This is a genomic window from Porphyrobacter sp. ULC335 (assembly GCF_025917005.1).
Taxonomy (GTDB): Bacteria; Pseudomonadota; Alphaproteobacteria; order Sphingomonadales; family Sphingomonadaceae; genus Erythrobacter.
This window is the reverse complement of sequence record NZ_CP078091.1, coordinates 2,196,927-2,215,529: the sequence shown is the minus strand read 5'-3', so window position 1 is coordinate 2,215,529 and position 18,603 is coordinate 2,196,927. Positions and strand designations below refer to the sequence as shown.

At 64.6% G+C, this 18,603-nt stretch carries 18 protein-coding genes; 5 read left to right on the top strand and 13 right to left on the bottom strand.

All coding sequences use genetic code 11. The features are described from left to right. Positions 1-101 precede the first annotated feature (101 nt). The 5 genes from scpA to KVF90_RS10500 form a co-directional block, all read right to left on the bottom strand. Positions 102-2,351, bottom strand: coding sequence for a methylmalonyl-CoA mutase (gene scpA / locus KVF90_RS10520; RefSeq protein WP_264391534.1), 2,250 nt, complete (start codon positions 2,349-2,351; stop codon positions 102-104). 105 nt (positions 2,352-2,456) lie between these two features. After that, positions 2,457-3,242, bottom strand: coding sequence for an enoyl-CoA hydratase-related protein (locus KVF90_RS10515; protein ID WP_264391533.1), 786 nt, complete (start codon positions 3,240-3,242; stop codon positions 2,457-2,459). 102 nt (positions 3,243-3,344) lie between these two features. Continuing rightward, entirely contained in the window at positions 3,345-3,797 is a 453-nt protein-coding gene (gene mce, locus KVF90_RS10510) for a methylmalonyl-CoA epimerase (protein WP_264391532.1), read from the bottom strand. 162 nt (positions 3,798-3,959) lie between these two features. Beyond that, on the bottom strand, positions 3,960-4,166 hold the full coding sequence (locus KVF90_RS10505; protein ID WP_264391531.1) for a hypothetical protein: 207 nt from the start codon (positions 4,164-4,166) through the stop codon (positions 3,960-3,962). Positions 4,167-4,178: 12 nt separating this feature from the next. Then, positions 4,179-5,711, bottom strand: coding sequence for an acyl-CoA carboxylase subunit beta (locus tag KVF90_RS10500; protein WP_264391530.1), 1,533 nt, complete (start codon positions 5,709-5,711; stop codon positions 4,179-4,181). Positions 5,712-5,806: 95 nt separating this feature from the next. Here KVF90_RS10500 and KVF90_RS10495 point away from each other — a divergent pair, with 95 nt between their 5' ends. Next, on the top strand, positions 5,807-6,910 hold the full coding sequence (locus tag KVF90_RS10495) for an NAD(P)/FAD-dependent oxidoreductase (RefSeq protein ID WP_264391529.1): 1,104 nt from the start codon (positions 5,807-5,809) through the stop codon (positions 6,908-6,910). On the opposite strand, the gene KVF90_RS10490 is transcribed toward KVF90_RS10495, so the two are convergent. The 7 genes from KVF90_RS10490 to pgi all read right to left on the bottom strand — a co-directional run bounded on the left by KVF90_RS10490 (position 6,907) and on the right by pgi (position 14,691). Then, positions 6,907-7,629, bottom strand: a complete 723-nt coding sequence (locus KVF90_RS10490) for an SDR family oxidoreductase (RefSeq protein ID WP_264391528.1) — start codon at positions 7,627-7,629, stop codon at positions 6,907-6,909. The two genes, KVF90_RS10495 and KVF90_RS10490, sit on opposite strands and share 4 nt — an antisense overlap. Then, a complete protein-coding gene (locus KVF90_RS10485; RefSeq protein WP_264391527.1) occupies positions 7,629-8,651 on the bottom strand; it encodes an NAD-dependent epimerase/dehydratase family protein in 1,023 nt (340 codons plus the stop codon). Before KVF90_RS10485 ends, KVF90_RS10490 begins: the two co-directional genes overlap by 1 nt. Positions 8,652-8,713: 62 nt before the next feature. Continuing rightward, on the bottom strand, positions 8,714-10,066 hold the full coding sequence (gene gorA / locus KVF90_RS10480) for a glutathione-disulfide reductase (protein ID WP_264394480.1): 1,353 nt from the start codon (positions 10,064-10,066) through the stop codon (positions 8,714-8,716). Between the two features lie 149 nt (positions 10,067-10,215). After that, positions 10,216-11,778: a DEAD/DEAH box helicase gene (locus KVF90_RS10475; RefSeq protein WP_264391526.1), complete on the bottom strand. Its 1,563-nt coding sequence runs from the start codon at positions 11,776-11,778 to the stop codon at positions 10,216-10,218. Between the two features lie 233 nt (positions 11,779-12,011). Further along, on the bottom strand, positions 12,012-12,428 hold the full coding sequence (locus KVF90_RS10470) for a hypothetical protein (RefSeq protein ID WP_264391525.1): 417 nt from the start codon (positions 12,426-12,428) through the stop codon (positions 12,012-12,014). Between the two features lie 66 nt (positions 12,429-12,494). Continuing rightward, positions 12,495-12,884, bottom strand: a complete 390-nt coding sequence (locus KVF90_RS10465; RefSeq protein ID WP_264391524.1) for a hypothetical protein — start codon at positions 12,882-12,884, stop codon at positions 12,495-12,497. Between the two features lie 244 nt (positions 12,885-13,128). Next, entirely contained in the window at positions 13,129-14,691 is a 1,563-nt protein-coding gene (gene pgi / locus KVF90_RS10460) for a glucose-6-phosphate isomerase (protein WP_264391523.1), read from the bottom strand. A 49-nt stretch (positions 14,692-14,740) separates the two neighbouring features. On the opposite strand from pgi, the gene lepB reads away from it, so the two are divergent. The 3 genes from lepB (at position 14,741) to era (ending at position 17,379) form a co-directional block, all read left to right on the top strand. Continuing rightward, complete coding sequence (gene lepB / locus KVF90_RS10455) at positions 14,741-15,577, top strand: signal peptidase I (protein WP_264391522.1); 837 nt, start codon at positions 14,741-14,743, stop codon at positions 15,575-15,577. Beyond that, the gene (rnc, locus tag KVF90_RS10450; protein ID WP_264391521.1) at positions 15,574-16,260 is read left to right on the top strand and encodes a ribonuclease III; all 687 of its coding nucleotides are present in this window, start codon (positions 15,574-15,576) and stop codon (positions 16,258-16,260) included. Before lepB ends, rnc begins: the two co-directional genes overlap by 4 nt. A 165-nt stretch (positions 16,261-16,425) precedes the next feature. Beyond that, on the top strand, positions 16,426-17,379 hold the full coding sequence (gene era, locus KVF90_RS10445) for a GTPase Era (RefSeq protein ID WP_264391520.1): 954 nt from the start codon (positions 16,426-16,428) through the stop codon (positions 17,377-17,379). A 15-nt stretch (positions 17,380-17,394) separates the two neighbouring features. On the opposite strand, the gene KVF90_RS10440 is transcribed toward era, so the two are convergent. Beyond that, positions 17,395-17,811 (bottom strand): hypothetical protein, encoded by a 417-nt coding sequence (locus tag KVF90_RS10440; RefSeq protein ID WP_264391519.1) that lies wholly within the window; start codon positions 17,809-17,811, stop codon positions 17,395-17,397. A 483-nt stretch (positions 17,812-18,294) separates the two neighbouring features. On the opposite strand from KVF90_RS10440, the gene KVF90_RS10435 reads away from it, so the two are divergent. After that, entirely contained in the window at positions 18,295-18,555 is a 261-nt protein-coding gene (locus tag KVF90_RS10435; protein ID WP_264391518.1) for a GlsB/YeaQ/YmgE family stress response membrane protein, read from the top strand. The last annotated feature ends 48 nt before the right edge of the window (positions 18,556-18,603 follow it).

Below are 18,603 nucleotides of genomic sequence, written 5' to 3'. Positions count from 1 at the left end.
CCGCAGGCGACGCGGCAATCCAGTTTCTGCCGTGGCCACCTGCGTCTAGGTCAGAAGCTGGATTGCTTCGCCTTCGGCTCGCAATGACGAGGGAGTAGACGCTACTCCGCCGCCTCGTCCAGCCCTTCACCCAGCGGCGGCATGTTGTGGCCGAGCAGCACCAGAATATCCGCCGCGCACTCCACCACGTTGGAGCCGGGGCCGTAGATCCCCTGCACCCCGGCCTCGCGCAGATAGTCGTAGTCCTGCGGCGGAATCACGCCGCCTGCGGTGACCTTGATATCACCGCGCCCGGCTTCGCGCAGGAGGCGGATCAATTCGGGGATCAGGGTCTTGTGGCCCGCAGCGAGGCTCGACGCGCCGACCACGTCAACGTCCTTTGCCAGCGCCATCGCGGCGCTTTCCTCGGGCGTCTGGAACAGCGGGCCGCTGACCACATCGAAGCCCATATCCGAGAACGCCGAAGCGATCACATTCGCGCCGCGGTCGTGGCCGTCCTGGCCCATCTTGGCGATCATGATGCGGGGCGCGCGGCCCAAGCGGCGGCCCACGGCTTCGACGCCGTCGGTCACCTGGGCCCAGCGGCGGTCGAATTCATAGGCGCTGGCATAGACGCCGCTGACCGGAGCGGGGGTCGCATCGTGGCGGCCGAATACCTCTTCCATCGCCGCGGAAATCTCGCCCAAAGTCGCGTCATGGCGCGCAGCCTCTACCGCCAGCGCCAACAGGTTAACCTCGGCCAGCTTCTCCAGCTCGGCGATCTTGGAGGGCGGCAGCGGAATGTCGCGCTCGTCGCGGCCGGTGAGGAGTGCCTGCCGGTGGGTCGCCGGGTTGACCCGCGCCCCCGCCGTCAGCGCCGCCAGAGCCGCGCGGCACGCCGCCTCGTCCCGCCCTTCGCGCACCTTGGCGAGGCGGGCGATCTGGCCGGTGCGGACCATCTGGTTGTCGACCTCGAGGGTATCCATCGGGTCTTCGCTGTCCTTGCGATACTTGTTGACGCCGACGATCACCGTCTCGCCCTTGTCGACCCTGGTCTGCTTTTCGGCCGCCGCGCGCTCGATCGCGGCCTTGGGCGCGCCGGTCGCGACATAGGCGGTCATGCCGCCCGCTGCGTCGACCTCGGCCATCATCGCCTCGGCCTCGTCCACCAAGGTCGCGGTCAGCGCCTCGATATAGTGCGAGCCGCCGAGCGGATCGACAACGGCGGTGATCCCGCTTTCCTCTTGCAGCACCAGCTGCGTGTTGCGGGCAATGCGGGCGCTGAAATCGGTGGGGAGCGCGATGGCTTCATCGAGCGCATTGGTGTGCAGCGATTGCGTGCCGCCCAGCACTGCCGCCATCGCTTCCACCGTGGTACGGATGACGTTGTTGTAGGGGTCCTGCTCCTGCAAGCTCACGCCGCTCGTCTGGCAGTGGGTGCGCAGCATCTTGGAGCGTTCGTCCTTCGCCCCCAGATCGTCCATCACCTTGTACCACAGGGTGCGCGCGGCGCGCAGTTTGGCGATCTCCATGAAGAAGTTCATGCCGATGCCGAAGAAGAAGCTGAGGCGGCCGGCGAAAGCGTCGATATCCAGCCCCGCCGCCATCGCGCGGGCGGCGTATTCCTTGCCGTCAGCGATGGTGAAGGCGAGTTCCTGCACCGCCGTCGCCCCGGCTTCGTGCATGTGGTAGCCGCTGATCGAAATAGAGTTGAATTTCGGCATGTTGGCCGAGGTATATGCGATAATGTCCGAGATGATCCGCATCGAAGGCTCGGGCGGGTAGATATAGGTGTTGCGGACCATGAACTCCTTGAGGATGTCGTTCTGGATCGTCCCTTCCAGCTTGTCCTGCGACACGCCCTGACGTTCCGCCGCAACGATGAAGAAGGCGAGCACCGGGATCACCGCGCCATTCATGGTCATGGAGACGGACATGGTATCGAGCGGGATCTGGTCGAACAGGATCTGCATATCCGCGACCGTATCGATCGCCACGCCCGCCTTGCCGACATCGCCGACAACGCGCGGGTGATCGCTGTCGTATCCCCGGTGCGTGGCGAGGTCGAAGGCCACCGACAGGCCCTTCTGCCCCATTGCCAGATTGCGGCGGTAGAAGGCGTTCGATTCCTCGGCGGTGGAGAAGCCCGCATATTGCCGGATCGTCCACGGACGGCCCGCGTACATGCTCGCCTTCACCCCGCGCGTGAAGGGCGCGAAACCGGGGAGACCGGGGTCGAACCCGGCGTGATCTTCGGCCGTATAGAGCGGCTTGATCGCGAAACCTTCGGGCGTCTGCCAAGTGAGATCGCGGCCCTTCACCTCCTTGGCGGCGAGGGCGTTCCAGTCGGTGAGGGTGGGTTTTTGGGTCATGTCAGATACCATATCCGTTCGTGTCGAGCGAAGTCGAGACACCGCGCGGGGTATCTCGACTGCGCGCTTCGCGCTCCGCTCGATACGAACGGAGTTTTGGGAGCGTTACTCCCCCTTAAACTCGGCTTTCCGCTTCTGGAGGAAGGCCATGCCGCCCTCCATCGCGTCCTTCGTCGCGCCCGCAATCCGCTGGCCCTCGGCCTCGGCGAGCAGCACCATCTGGAGGTTCTGGTCCATCGCGGTGGCGATGTTGCGCTTCATCGTGGCGTAGGCGACCGTCGGCCCGTTCGCCAGCTTCTCGGCCAGCGCGCGGGCTTCGGTCATGAGGTCGGCATCCTCGACGCACTTGTAGATGAGGCCCCATTCCTCGGCCTGCGTGCCGCTGATCTTCTCGCCCAGCATCATCATCCGCGTGGCGCGCGCGCGGCCGATGGCGCGGGCGAGCAGCCAGGTCGATCCCCCATCGGGCACGAGGCCGATGTTCACGAAGGCTTGCAGGAAATAGGCGCTCTTGGCGGCGATGGTGAAATCGGCAGCCAAGGCGAGCGAGCAGCCGACGCCCGCCGCCGGGCCGTTGACCGCGCAGATCACCGGCACGCTCGCGCGGATCAGTTGGCTGACTGCGGGGTTATAGTGATTGATCAGCGCCTCATGGCTGCCGCCCTTGCCGCCCAGCGCCGAGCCGGAGCCGCGCGCCGAAAGGTCCGCGCCTGAGCAAAAGCCCTTGCCCTCCCCCGTGATCAGCACCGCGCGCGCGTCGCCCAGATCGTAGAACGCCTGCCCCAGCTCGTCCGCCATCGCGGGCGGCATGGCATTGAGCCGCTCGGGGCGGTTGAGGGTGATGGTGAGCAGCGGGCCTTCACGGTCGACGCGGATGGTTTCGTAGGACATTGTTTTCTCTCCAATTCTGTCATTCCCGCGAAAGCGGGGCCCCAGGGCCGAGGGCACCGCGTGCCGCTCTGGGTTCCCGCTTTCGCGGGAATGACAAGGGGTTCAATCAGACCAGTGGGTGCCGTCCTTCGGCGTTTCCATGATCTCGGTAAGCATGCCGCCCATGTCCTTGGGATGGACGAAAAAGATAGGGGTCCCGTGCGCGCCGATGCGGGTGAGGCCGAGGATGCGCTTGCCGAGCGCCTCGAACTCGGAGCGCGCCTCGGCGATGTCGGGCACTTCGAAGCACAGGTGATGCTGCCCGCCCAAGGGGTTCTTGGCGAGGAAGCCTGCGAGCGTGGAGTTCTCGCCCAGCGGCTCGATCAGCTCGATTTGCGTTCCGTTCATCGCACCGTCCGCGCCGGGGGTGTCGACGAAGCAGACCTTCACGCCCTGCTCCTCAAGGTCGAACGGCGTGTGGATCTTCGTCGCGCCCATGACGTCGCGGTAGAACGCGATCGAGTCCGCAATGGAGGGCGTGGCGACCCCTATGTGGTTCAGTCTTCCCAGCTTCACTGGCGCATTCCTCTCTCAATTCCCGTCATGCTGAACTTGTTTCAGCATCCAGTCTGCGGCCCGCTCCCGCGGTGCTTGCGGCGGGATGGACCCTGAAACAAGTTCAGGGTGACGAAGGTGGTTATGGCGTGGCGACCCCGATGTGGTTGAGACGGCCGAGTTTCATGAAATCAATACTCCCAAGGAGAAAATCAGATACGCGGCGGCGAGCACCATCAGTACCGAGCCAAACAAACGCCGGAGTCTGTTCGGATTGGCCGGATCAAGCCTGCGGGACAACCTTTCGATAAGGTCGGGCTGCGAGTTCAGGTTGAACCATCCGTCGACCAGATTGAGGAGTATGAACGGCAAGACCAGCCAAAACCACATACCGTGCGCCCCTTACAGCGGAATGTTGTCATGCTTCTTCCAAGGGTTCTCCAGCTGCTTCGTCCGCAACTTCCTTAGCCCCAGCGCAATCCGCCGCCGCGTCGAGTGCGGGTGGATCACCTCGTCGATATAGCCGCGCTGCGCCGCGACGAAGGGGTTGGCGAAGCGGTCTTCGTATTCCTTGGTCTTCTCGGCGATCTTCTCGGGGTTGTCGCGGTCCTGGCGGAAGATGATCTCCACCGCGCCCTTGGCGCCCATCACCGCGATTTCTGCTGTGGGCCAGGCATAGTTCAAGTCACCGCGCAGGTGCTTGGAGGCCATCACGTCATAGGCCCCGCCGTATGCCTTGCGGGTGATGACGGTGATCTTGGGCACGGTCGCTTCGGCATAGGCGAACAGCAGTTTTGCGCCGTGCTTGATGATCCCGCCCAACTCCTGCGCGGTGCCGGGGAGGAAGCCGGGGACGTCGACGAAGGTCAGGATCGGGATTTCAAACGCATCGCAGAACCGCACGAAGCGCGCGGCTTTCTTGGACGAGTTGATGTCGAGCACGCCCGCCAGCACCATCGGCTGGTTGGCCACCACGCCCACGGTGCGCCCTTCCACCCGGCCGAAACCGCACAGGATATTGCCCGCGTGCATCGGCTGGATCTCGAAAAAATCGCCTTCGTCCAGCACCTTGGCGATGACTTCGTGCATGTCATAGGGCTGGTTGGCGTTATCGGGGATCAGCGTGTCGAGGCTGTTGTCGATCCGGTCCCACGGGTCACTGGTGGGCAGTTCGGGCACGCCCTCGCGGTTGGAGAGCGGCAGGAAGTCCACGAAACGACGGGTCGCCAGCAGCGCCTCGACATCGTTCTCGTAGGCGAGGTCGGCAACAGAGGTCTTGGTGGTGTGGGTGATCGCCCCGCCCAGTTCTTCCTGCGTCACGACTTCGTTGGTGACGGTCTTCACCACCTCGGGTCCGGTGACGAACATGTAGCTCGAATCCTTCACCATGAAGATGAAGTCGGTCATGGCGGGCGAATAGACCGCCCCGCCCGCGCACGGCCCCATGATTAGGCTGATCTGCGGCACGACGCCGGATGCGAGCACATTGCGCTGGAACACCTCGGCATAGCCGCCGAGGCTCGCCACGCCCTCCTGAATCCGCGCGCCGCCCGAATCGTTGAGGCCGATGACCGGCGCGCCAACCTTCAGCGCGGTGTCCATCACCTTGCAGATCTTCTCGGCATGGCGCTTCGACAGCGAGCCGCCGAACACGGTGAAATCCTGGCTGAACACATAGACCAACCGCCCGTTGATGGTGCCGCTGCCGGTCACCACCCCGTCGCCGGGGATCTTCTGCGTCTCCATCCCGAAATCGGTGCAGTCATGTTCGACATAGGCGTCGACCTCTTCGAAGCTACCTTCATCGAGCAGCACGTCGAGCCGTTCGCGCGCGGTCAGCTTGCCCTTGGCGTGCTGGGCGTCGATGCGCTTCTGGCCGCCCCCCATCCGGGCAGCTTCGCGGCGGCGTTCCATTTCGGCGATATTGGCGGACAATGGAGTTCCTCTCTCAATAGCTTTGCACGGTGCGTTGCCTTAGCGCGCCGCAAGCGTCAACGTGGCAAAAATGGCGGTGATGCGAGGATGCGAAGATGCGGACGGCGGATGTGCTGGTGGTGGGCGGCGGGATCGCAGGGTTATCGGTCGCGGCACGGCTGGCCGGGCAGGCGCGCGTGGTGGTTGTGGAGGGCGAGAGCGCGCCCGGATACCACGCCTCGGGCCGCTCGGTAGCTTTCGCGCATTACGGGTTGGGCAATGAACCGGTTCGTGCGCTCACCGCGCTGAGCATGGCGGAACTGGCGGAGCACGGCAGCGTGCACCCGGCGCTGCATATCGCCAGCATCGGCGAGATCGCGGCGCTGGATGCGCTGGAGGATGTCCACCGCGAGTACGGCTGCGACTTCGCCCGCATCGGCTGCGATGAGGCGCGCGCGCTGATGCCAGCCTTGCGGCCAGAGGCTTGCGTGGCCGCGCTGGTCGACCACGGTTCGCTGAAGCTCGATACCAACGCGATGCTGCAAGCCCACGCCGCAAGCTTGAAGGCGGCAGGCGGAACGCTGGTGACGGGAGCGCGGGTTCACGCGATTGCGCGGGAGGGTGACGGCTGGCGGGTCGCAACCGCCGCAGGTGACGTCGCCGCCCCGATCCTTGTGAACGCCGCCGGAGCCTGGGCGGATGTCATTGCGCAGATGGCAGGCGTCACCCCCATCGGCCTCCAGCCGCGCCGCCGCACCGTCATCAGCTTCGCCGCGCCCGAGGGCGAGGATGTGCGGACGTGGCCCTTCACCAAGACTGTCGGCGAAGGCTTCTACCTGCTGCCCGAAGGCCGCGGGCAATTGCTGGCATCATCGATGGATCAGACGCCGTCAGAGCCGTGTGATGCGGCGGCCGAGGAACTCGACATCGCTATCGCCGCGGACCGCGTGGAGCAGGCCACCACCCTCCCCATCCGCCGCATCAGCCACAGCTGGGCGGGCCTGCGCAGTTTCGCGCCGGACGAATTGCCGGTGATCGGCGAAGCGGCAGGGGCACCCGGCTTCATCTGGTGCGCCGGGCAAGGCGGCGCTGGCTTCCAGACCGCACCCGCCCTGTCAGCGATAGCGGCGGCGGCCACGCTCGGACTGCCATTCCCCGATGATTGCCTGCGTGCAGGCCTCACGCCGGAGACTTTCGCCCCCGCGCGCCTCGGCGCCTAGAGCCGCCGCATTATCTTGCGCGCCAGCGCGGGGGAGAGCGAATAGACCGCGCGCAGCACCTTCACCATGCCGACATTAGCCTCGTCGTGGCCGTTCTCGAGAGCGGCGATGATCTGGCGGGCACACTCTTCCGGTGGCATCTTGTTCTTGCCGCGGCCCGCAGTCATCTGGGTGTCGACCAGCGGCGGCAGAGCTTCGATCACGTGGATCGGCTCGCCTGCCAGCTGCGCGCGCAGCGCCATGGTGAAGCTGCGCAGCCCCGCCTTGCTCGCACAATAGACCGAACTTGCGGTATTGGGCGCGATGGCAAGACCGCTCGTCACGTTGATGATCGCAGCTTCAGGGCGCGCACGCAGGCGCGGGAGCAACGCGCTGATCAGCCGGACCGGCGCCGAGAGGTTGGCATAGAGGCAACCATCCGCCGCATCCGGATCAGGCATTTCACTGCGGACATCGTGCGGCACGCCCAACCCGGCGTTGTTGATGAGAATGTCGATGGGCCGATCGCCCAGCGCCGCGACCAGCGCATCAACCCCGGCGGCGTTCGAAAGGTCAGCTGCAATCGCCTCGAACCCCTCGGCCCGCATTGTGTCCAGCCGCGAAGGATCGCGTCCGGTGAGGATGACGCTTGCGCCCTTGGCCTTCAACTGCCGCGCAATCTCGCGCCCGATGCCTGCGCTGCCGCCGGTCAGCAGCACTGTCTTGCCGTTTACTTTCATCAGACTTTCACCACTCCATGCGCGATCAGGCTGTTGCCGCAATCTTCGATGGTGTCCTCCACCGACCGCATTGTCCAGCCGAGCCGCTGCTTGGCATGGCTCGCATCGACATGACGGATCTTGCCGATCTCGGTCTTGATCCCGCGCACCTCGGCGTTGAACAGCGCGAGGATGTTCACCACCCAGTCGGGCATCGGCCGGGTCGGCGCTTTGCGTGCCTGATCGCCCAGCCGCGCGCGCAGAACGCCTGCAATCTCGAGCGCGGTGAGGAATTGGCCCGCACCCAGGAAGCGCTCGCCTGCCAGCCCCGGCGTCTCCAGCGCCAGCACGTGCAGCGCGGCAATGTCGCGCACGTCGACAATCGGAAAGCCGAGATTGGGCGCCATTGGCATGGCTCCAGAAAGCAATTGCGAAACGAGCTCGACCGAGGCGGAAAAATCTCCGCTGTCCACCGGGCCAAGCACCATGCCGGGGTTGACCGAGACGAACTCCATATCGTCCCCTTCCCCCGCCACCCATTCGCGCGCGGCGCGTTCGGCAAGTGTCTTGGACTTCACATAGGGATAGGCGTCTGGGTGGTTGATGTCGGTCCAGCGGCTCTCGTCGAAGGTGTAGGTGCCGCGATCCACGCCGTAGATCACTGCGGCGGTCGAGGAGGTCTGGACGAAGCGCGTGACGCCGGCCGCCTTGGCAAAGCGCAAGGCTCGCAATGTGCCTTCGCGCGCGGGGACAATCAGATCGTCCTCATGCTTGGGGGCCTGCGCTGGGATCGGCGAGGCGACGTGGGCGACGTGGGTACAGCCGGCCACCGCCTCGGCCCAGCCCGCATCGCTCATGAGTTCTGCGGCGAAGAGCCGGAAAGTTTTCGGCGCCGGATTGCCGAGCCGGGCACGCAATGCACCCTCGCTCTTGGCGACATTTCGCACTGTGCCGTGGACAATCCAGCCCTTGGCGAGTAATTGCCGGATCAACTCTCCGGCGATGTAACCGGTCGCCCCCGTTACCAGAACCGTGCCTGCCATCGCGCCCTACCCCTTTTGCGTGGTTACCTGGCGCTGGTAGCATATAGGTTTTTTATTGCAACTTATTTGAAGAGCACCAGTTCCTCGGCCATCGTCGGGTGGATTGCCATTGTTGCGTCGAAGTCCGCCTTGGTCAGCCCGGCCTTCACCGCGATGGCGGCGGCCTGCATGATCTCGGGCGCTTCGGGGCCAATCATGTGGATGCCGACGATCCGGTCATTCGCGGCATCGACGATCATCTTGTAAAGACTGCGCTCGTTGCGACCCGCCACCACGTTCTTCATCGGGCGGAAATCCGATTGGAACACCTTGATGTTGCCAAGCTGGTTGCGCGCCTCGCCCTCGGTCATGCCGACAGCGGCGATGGGCGGGTGGCTGAACACGGCGCTCGGCACGCAGGAGTGATCGACCGCATAAGGCTCGCCCGGGCCGAAGGTGCTGTCTGCGAAAGCCTGCCCTTCGCGGATCGCCACCGGGGTCAGCTGCACACGGTCGGTCACATCGCCCACGGCATAGATGTGATCGACATTGGTGCGGCTGAAGGCGTCGACCACAATCTCGCCCTTCTTGCCGAGTTCCACGCCGACCGTCTCCAGTCCCAGCCCTTCGACATTGGGCACGCGGCCCGTGGCGACCATCACCACGTCATATTCGCAAGGCTCCTGCCCGGTCAGCTTGACCAGCAGCGTGCCATCGGCCTGCTTCTCGATATTCTCGAACTCGGCGTGGAACAGGAAGGTGATGCCCTTGACCATCGAGATCTGGAGCAGCCTGTCACGTAGCGCGGAATCGTAACTGCGCAGGATCGTGTCTGAGCGGTTGGCAATCGTCACCTTGCAGCCGAATTCGTTGAAGATGCCCGCGAATTCATTGGCGATATAGCCCCCGCCCGCAATCAGGATGCGGCGCGGCAGGGTTTCGAGATGGAACGCCTCGTTCGAGGTGATGACATGCTCGCTGCCCGGAAACTGCGGCACGTGCGGGCGCGCACCCGTGGCGACGAGGATATATTTGGCGGTGATGACCTTGCCGCTCGCCAGCGTGATCTGGTGATCGCCGGTGATGGTCGCGCGTTCGTTGAAGATCGTGACATGGTGGTTGCCGAGCGTCTGGCCGTAGAGCCCTTCCAGACGGGTGACATCATTCTGCACGTGATCGCGCAAGGTCGCCCAGTCGAAGCTCTTGCCCTCGATGGTCCAGCCGAAATGCTTCGCATCCTCGAGATCCTCGGCGAAGTGCGCGCCGTAGACGAGCATCTTCTTGGGCACGCAGCCGCGGATCACGCACGTGCCGCCAACCCGGTATTCCTCGGCCACCGCCACGCGCGCGCCGTGGGCTGCGGCGACGCGGCTGGCCCGCACCCCGCCCGATCCAGCGCCGATGGTGAAGAGGTCAAAATCGTATTCGTCGGCCATCATGCTGTTCCCATTCTTGCGCGGACGCATATGGCCCCGCGCGGCGCAGGCGGCAACCTTGCGCAGATGAAATGCATGATTTCAGACAAGGAAAAGGGGCGGAAGCTTACCGCCTCCGCCCCTGTTCATGTTCTTATAGCTGCTGGCGATCAGACGCTGGCTGCACGCGGGCGACCACCGCCGCCGCCGCCGGGACGACCGCGACCGCGGTTTCCGCCGCCATTGCCGCCGTTGCCGCCAGCACCCTGCGGACGACCGCCGCCGGGATGGCGCTGACCGCCGCCGTTGCCGCCATTGCCGCCGGGCTTGCCGCCGCCAAAGGCACGGCGATCACCGCCTTGACCTTCGGCCGGACGACGCTCGCCTTGCGGCTTGCGGTCGCCCTGCGGACGGCGATCGCCTTCCGCGCGGCGCTGCTCGCCCTGCTGCGGGCGACGCTCACCGCCGCCGTGGTCAGGACGGCGGTCGCCTTGCGGCTTGCGCTGACCAATCGGGCGCGCTTGCACCCGCTTCATCGGCGTGCGCGCGGCAGGCTTTTCCGGACCTTCGCCTTCGACCACTGCACGGAAATTCTCCGGCAGCGCCAGACGCTCAAGCTCGGCGCCGGTCACCTTGCGGATGTCCTTGAGGTAAGCGCGTTCGTCCTCGGCACAGAAGGCAATCGCGATCCCGCTCTTGCCCGCACGCGCGGTGCGGCCGATGCGGTGCACATATTGCTCAGGCACGTTGGGCAGCTCGTAATTGATCACGTGGCTGACGCCCGGAATGTCGATCCCGCGCGCGGCCACATCGGTCGCGATCAGCACCGGCACGCGGGCCTTGCGGAACTCGTCAAGCGCACGCTGGCGCTGCGGCTGCGACTTGTTGCCGTGGATTGCATTGGCGGGGATGCCCGCTTGCTCCAGCTTCTTCACCACGCGGTCCGCGCCATGCTTGGTACGGGTGAAGATCAGCACGCGTTCGACCGTGCCCGGCACGGTGTGACGGCCCTTGAGGATCATTTCGAGCAAGGCGAGCTTTTCGTCCTGCTGCACCATGAAGAGGTACTGGTCGATGCGTTCTGCCGTGGTGCTTTCCGGCGTGACCGAAACCTGCACCGGATTGTTGCAGAAGCCGCTCACCAGCTCCTTGATCGCCTTGGGCATGGTGGCGCTAAAGAACAGCGTCTGGCGATCCTTGGGCGCCAGCTCGCGGATCTTGCGAAGCGCGTGGATGAAGCCGAGGTCGAGCATCTGGTCAGCCTCGTCGAGCACCAGAATTTCGATGCCGGCAAGGTTGAGCGCCTTCTGGTCGATCAGATCGAGCAGACGGCCCGGCGTTGCCACAAGGATATCGGTGCCGCGATGCAGCTTGTTGCGATCCTTGCCCACGCTGGTGCCGCCGACGATGCATTGCACCTTCAGCCCGGCCAGCGCGCCGTAATCCTTGGCGCTGTCGGCGATCTGCACCGCAAGTTCGCGGGTCGGAGCCAGCACCAGCATACGGCAGGACTTGAACGGGATCTGCTTGTCGGCTTCGCGCAGCCGGTCGATGCTGGGGAGCATGAACGCGGCGGTCTTGCCGGTGCCGGTCTGCGCGATGCCGAGCAGGTCACGGCCCTTGAGGACGGCGGGAATGGCCTGTTCCTGGATCGGGGTCGGCGTATTGTAGCCCTTGAGGTCGAGGGCCTGCAGCACGGGCTGCGACAGCCCGAGGTCAGCAAAAGTTGTCATGTGAATTATACTCGCAAATAGTCTGCGACGCGCGCTGGGCTGCCCGAACGCCAAACGTTTACGGGCACGCCACGCGCGGCGCGGGGGTTGAAACCGCCCGCGTGAAAAGGGAAGTCTTGGGGTAGAACCGAAGTGCGGCCGGGGCGGATGCTTTCAGAATTCCGCCGCTTCACGCATGGCTAGCGCGCTTCGATGCGGCGCAGATGGGCGCTCGAACCGCAAATGTCAAAGGATTATCGGTTGGGCCGGATAATCGACCAGAGCTGCACGACGTCGCTGTACTGGCTGCTGACCGGATTGCCTGCTTCATCGAGAGCAGGGCTGAAGCGGGTGGTCAGCTTCAGATGATCGCACAATTCGGCCGCAACGAACGCCTGCCGGAACTTGCGCGTGAAGGTGCAATCGGTCACTTTCCCGTCAGCGCCAACCGTAACCGTAAAGCCGAGCTTTTGCCGCGGAAGCCCGAGTTCCCAAGCCCGGTTGGCGAACCGCCCGTAATTGAACGACACCAGCTCGGCCGGCCGCACCAGCGCTGCTACGGCCGCGTCGGATTGCGCGACAGCCGTGGTTGCAGCGGCGGAAGTTGCCATCGCCAATCCACTGGCACTCGCCAGCGCTGCCAGAAAATATGGCTTGAGAGAGATTTCCATTGGCCTCAATCCTTCCACGTCTGGGAGCATGATCAGACGCGGAGAGTGTTGGAAATCAGGCGAAAGTCAATCTTTTTCGCGCATTTCCATGAAGTTGAGCCGCCCCTCATAGGTGCTTTCCACGGCCGCGCCGCTGGCGTCATGAGCGGGCTCGAAGCTGTGAGTGCGCAGCAGCACCTCGCACAGCTTGGCGTTGACATAGGTCATCCGGAACCGCTCGGTCAGTTCGCAATCGGTCGGCGTGCCTGCGGCATCGACTTCGAGCCGGTAGCCCACCTCGCCGCGCCACACGCGCAGCCGTTCGGACTCCTTGAGGAACTCGCGGTCGCCGCTGAATTCGATCAGGCGGGCAGGTTTGACCTTGGACCGCGCGGTCCCGTTATCCTGGGCCTGCGCGTTCACGAGCGCGGGCATGCTGATCACAATAAGTGCAGAAAGGAAAAGCGCGGATTTCATGGGCAGGCCTTGCTGGAGGGATCGGTAGCGCCACCGGGCTACCTGTCATCCAGAATAGGAAATCGCCGCCGCTGCGCAATTCGAACGCGACGAGGCGTTCAAATCAGCTGATTCTTGCAGGCGCAGCGGCGAGATTCGATCTTATCTTGCTTGCGCGTGAAATCCTGCAACTTCTGCGAGGAATAAGAATACGCGTCAGCGCAACGCCCATTTGAAACTGTGGCGATTCTGCACCAGCTCGCCCTCAGCCCAGCCCTGCCGCTGCCATCAATGCGGCCGTGCTCGGGTCAAAGGTGCCCTCCCCCGATTCGATCTGCTTGGCGATTGCCTTCCCTAGCTCCACGCCGAACTGGTCGAAGGGGTTGATCCCCATCAGCACGGCGTTGGCAAAGGTGCGATGTTCGTGGAAGGCAATCAGCGCACCAAAAGCCCCGGCATCGCAATCATCGACGAGGTAGGTCGTCGAGGGCCGATCCCCGGCATAGGCGCGCGCCGGATCGTCCGACGGCTTGCCCGCCATCAGCGCCGCGCCTTGTGCAAGGCAGTTCATCAGCAGGATACGGTGATGCGCTGGATCGAGATCGTCGCCCGGTGCGATGCTGGCGATGAAATCGACCGGGATCAGATGCGTGCCCTGATGGAGCAGCTGGAACACCGCGTGCTGCGCATCGGTCCCTACTCCGCCCCACGTGACAGGCGCAGTCGGCCCGTCGACCGGGCGGCCATCGTTCGTAACGCTCTTGCCATTGGACTCCATCTCCAGCTGCTGGAGGTAGTCCGGCAGCAAGGCGAGCCGCTCGTCATAGGCGAAGACCGCGCGGGTCTGGCAGCCCCGCAGCCGCGTGTAATACTGGTCGGCAAAGGCGGCGAGCAGCGCGGCATTGGCGCGGCCTTCGGTCTGGCGGAAGTGATCGTCCACCGCCTTGGCGCCTGCCAGCATGGCGCGGAATTCGTCCATGCCGATTGCCAGAGCAACGGGGAACCCGATCGAGGAAAACAGCGAATAGCGCCCGCCCACGCTTTCAACGAAGGGCAGGATGCGGGTTTCATCCACACCCCACTCCACCGCCTTCTCCGGTGCGGCCGTCAGCGCGACCACGCGGCCATCGGGGTCTTCCACGCCGTTTTCGGCCAGCCACTTCAGCGCGCTGTTCGCGTTGGTCATCGTCTCGATGGTGGTGAAGGTCTTGGACGCGACCGCAATCAGCGTCGTCGCCGGATCGCAGGCGCGGAACGCCTGTTCCAGCGCCAGCCCGTCGATGTTCGAGACCACATGCACATCAACCAGCGCCAGATCGCGGGTCAGCGCGTCAATGGCGAGCGCCGGGCCAAGTGCCGACCCGCCGATGCCGATGGCGATGCAATGCTTTACTTCGCCCAGCGCGCCTTCGTGGATTGCCTCGACCAGCATCCCCATTCTGGCGAGCAGCGCTTCGGCCTCTTCGACCTGCGCGGGCGTGCCGCTGCCGCGCAATGCACCGTGGGTGGCGGCGCGGCCTTCGGTGGGGTTGACGATCCCGCCGCCGAACAGCGCCTCGCGCGCCGCAGCAAAGCCCGCCGCGTCTGCCAACGCCTCGAACGCGGCCAGCGCCTCATCGCTCAGATGAGTCTTGGAAAAGTCGATCAGCATGCCCGCTTCGGCGTCACTGCCGGGCTCGATCGGCCAGGCAATATGCCGGGTCAAAGCCGCCGGACGTTGCGCATCGGCCGCGAAAAGCTGCGCCAGGTTGGGGTGCGAAAGCGCCCGCAGATGCGCCCATGCCGCAGCGACTGCCGCCTCTCCCGTTGTTCCGTTGCTGCCGCCCATCGCCGTTCCCCTTTGCGCAAGTGTGCGGCTGCGAGTAAGGGCTGAGGTGATGGATGTTAAGACCCAATCGCTCGGCTCCCAGCAGCCCGCCGCGCAAGCCGCGCGCCCGGGCGACAGCTGGGGCGGATTTGTCTGGTTTATCATCAAGCTGTTGCTGGTGGTGCTGGCTTTCAGGGTATTCGTATTCTCACCCTTCTCGATCCCTTCGGAAAGCATGCTGCCGCGCCTCATGAACGGCGATTACCTGCTGGCGGCCAAGTGGCCTTATGGCTTTTCGCGCCAGTCGCTGCCCTTCGATCTGGGGCTTCCGGGCGGTCGGTTGCTGCCGCGTACGCCCGAACGCGGCGACATCGTGATCTTCAAGCATCCGGTCGACCGGCGCGATTATATCAAGCGGGTGATCGGCCTGCCGGGTGACCGTGTGGCGGTGATTGGCGGAGAGGTGGTGCTGAACGGTGTTCGCGTGCCGCGCGCACAGATCGCCGACGTGATGGTGCCGATGTCGGCCAACACCGGCTGCGCGTGGGGCGGCGACGTGGAGCGGGCCGCGGACGGCAGCGAGGCGTGCCGCTACAAGGCGTTCCGCGAAACCCTGCCCAGCGGCAAAAGCTACGATGTTCTCGATTTCGGTCTCACACAGGCGGATGGTTTTGCCGAGAAGACAGTGCCTGCCGGATCGCTGTTCGTGATGGGTGACAACCGCGACAGTTCGCTCGACAGCCGCTTCCCCGCTTCGGCGGGCGAAGGCGTGGGCTTCGTCTCGCAAGACCTGCTGGTGGGGCGCGCGGCTGTGATCGTGTGGTCGACCGATGGCGGGGCCGACTGGGTGAAGCCGTGGACGTGGTTCTCTGCCGCGCGCTGGGACCGGATCGGAGACACGCTATGAGCGGCGGGCTCGATCCGGCGGCGCGAGTCTGGCTGGAAGAACAGGGCTTTGCTCCGGCGCGGGAGGCTCTGTGGCTCGAGGCGCTGACCCATGGCAGCTTCAATGGCTCCGGCGCGGATGTCGCCGATTACCAGCGGCTCGAATTCCTCGGTGACCGCGTGCTGGGCCTGTCGGTGGCGAGCTGGCTGTTCCGCGCAGGAGACGCACCCGAAGGCAAGCTTTCGCAAAGACTTAATGCGCTCGTCAGCGGGGCAACCTGCGCGCGGATTGCGCGCAACGTCGGCCTCCCCATCCACATCCGCCTCGGCAAGCAGGCGCGCGACGATGGCGGGGCGGATAGTGACAAGATCCTCGGCGATGTGATGGAGGCGCTGATTGGTGCCTGCTTCATCGAACATGGCTTCGATGCGGCTCAGGCGCTCATCTACCGCCTTTGGGCGCACGAGTTGGAGGGCGACGAGGGCAAGTCCAAGCATCCCAAGAGCGCGTTGCAGGAATGGGCCGCCGGGAACCGCCGTGCCACCCCGCTCTACGAGGTGATCGACCGGAGCGGCCCCGACCATGCGGCGCGCTTCACCGTGCAGGTGAGCGTGCGCAATGTCGGCAGCGCGGAGGCAACCGCCACCAGCAAGGGCGAAGCCGAAAGGCTGGCCGCCAAGGCATTTCTGGAACAGTTCGGCTGAACTTTGTTCTCGTCATGTTTCACGTGGAACATCGCCGCCAAGCCCTGCCCTAACCCGATCTGGACGGGGTCTAGAGGGGGTGTGAACGGGGTCTGGAGGGCATCAAACCGCACCTGCCGCCAGCCAGCCTTCGACAATTCCGCCGCGAAAGGTTATGGGCGGCGCATGACTGACAACACCCCCGAAAACGCCCCCACCTCTGCCACCACATCTCCCGGCACCCGCTGCGGCATGGTCGCCGTGATCGGCGCGCCGAACGCCGGCAAGTCGACCCTTGTGAACCAGCTCGTCGGCCAGAAGGTCGCGATCACATCGGCCAAGGCGCAGACCACCCGTGCGCGGATGCTCGGCATCGCGTTGCATGAGCTGGATGGCGCGGGCGTGCAGATGATCCTCGTCGACACCCCCGGCATCTTCGCGCCCCGCCGCCGCCTTGACCGCGCGATGGTCAGCGCTGCGTGGGAAGGCGCGGAGGCGGCGGACGCCGTGCTGCTGCTGGTCGATCCGATCAAGCAGCGCCGCCACGAGTTGGAGCCTTTGCTGGAGGCTCTGGCGAACCGCCCCGAGCGCAAGATCCTCGTCATCAACAAGGTCGACCGATCCAAGAAGGAACCGATGCTGGCGCTGGCGCAGGATCTGGCGGGCAAGGTCGATTTTGCCGAAATCTACTTCGTCTCGGCCCTGACCGGTGACGGCGTGCCGGAACTGAAGGACGCGCTGGCGGGCATGATGCCCGAAGGCGAATGGATGTACCCCGAAGACCAGGTCTCCGACGCCAGCGAACGCCTGCTCGCCGCCGAAATCACCCGCGAACAGCTCTACCAGCAGCTCCACGAGGAACTGCCCTACGACAGCGCGGTGCGCCCCGAGAAATACGAGGTCCGCAAGGACGGCAGCATCGAAATCCACCAGCAGATCGTGGTCGCCCGCGAAACCCAGCGCGCGATCGTGCTGGGCAAGGGCGGGTCGCGGATCAAGCAGATCGGCGCCGCGGCGCGCAAGGAATTGTCAGAGGTGCTCGGCGTGCCGGTGCATCTTTATCTCCATGTGAAGCAGCTGGAGAACTGGGCCGAGGACAAGGAGATTTTCGAGGAGATGGGGCTGGATTGGGTGCGGTGAAGGATGGGTTGCGGTCTACCCGTGCTTTGAGAGAAATTCGGTTACCTGCGGATTGGTGAATTCGGCCACCGGATCGCTTGATCGGCCAAAATGATCCCATTCGCCAGCGTCGAAGGCCTCGTAAACTTCGTACCACCTCTTGGGGCCGATGTCTGAGACATCTTTCGGCCAAGTGCCGAGCGTGTTCAGTAAGCTTTGGAACCGGTTCGCCAAGCCGTCGGCCGACGAGTAGTCCAACTCGCCACATTGATATTTGCTGGCGAGGATCACAGCCACCTTGTCAAAAACGGCACAGGCAAAGGCATGGCTTCGCAGTAGAGGCTTCTCTCTTCCGACTTGCACACCACCATGCCTCAGCAGGTCGCCCGCGACTTCCTCAAAGAAGCGAGCAGCGGCTTCGGTGGCTTCATCCTCGGTCCATGGGGCGTCCATGCGTGATTGTAACCTACGAAATGCGAACGCAAAAGCCTCGCTTACCCCGTCGCCCCGTGCCTGACACGGGGTTTGGCTTCTTTCGGCGCAGGATTGAGAGAAGATAAGCCTGGCCCCGGATCAAGTCCGGGGTGACGATTGAGGGTGTGGTTGGCCCTGACAACATCCCCCGTCCCGGGCTTGCCGCTTATCTCCGATCAGCCAAGCGTGAGAGAGGCAGCGGGACCCCAGCTCAAGGCCGGGGCGACGATCAAGCGCGGTAATCTCTTTTCTCGTCATCCCAGCGCAAGCTGGGACCCAGGGCGGCTGGGCACCAAGTTCGCAAGCAAAGCGCCATTCCGCTCTAGGCCCCAGCTTCCGCTGGGGTGACGGGGTAGGCTTTGAGACGACCTCCCCGCCCCCTCCCCCAAGCCCAATTCGCACCGCCACGGAACAAGCCCGCCTGTTCTCAGGTAGAACGCCTGCAATCATCGGAGAAATGCAATGAACCTGATAATTCTATTGATCGTCGGCGGCTTGATCGGCTGGGTGGCCAGCATGCTGGTGGGCGGCGGCGGCGGTATCCTGATGAATGTTGTCGTCGGGATTGTCGGCGCGCTGGTGGCCGGTTTTCTGCTCAATCCGCTGATCGGCGGCGGCAATATCATGAGCGGCGATCTCAGCCTCAGCGCGATTGCGGTCTCGCTGCTGGGATCGGTCCTGCTTCTGCTGGTGCTCAATCTGGTGCGTCGCGGCAGGGCCTGACCTGCGGGCGGACTTACCCCCGCCGGCTGCTCCAGCTTCGTTCCCCGC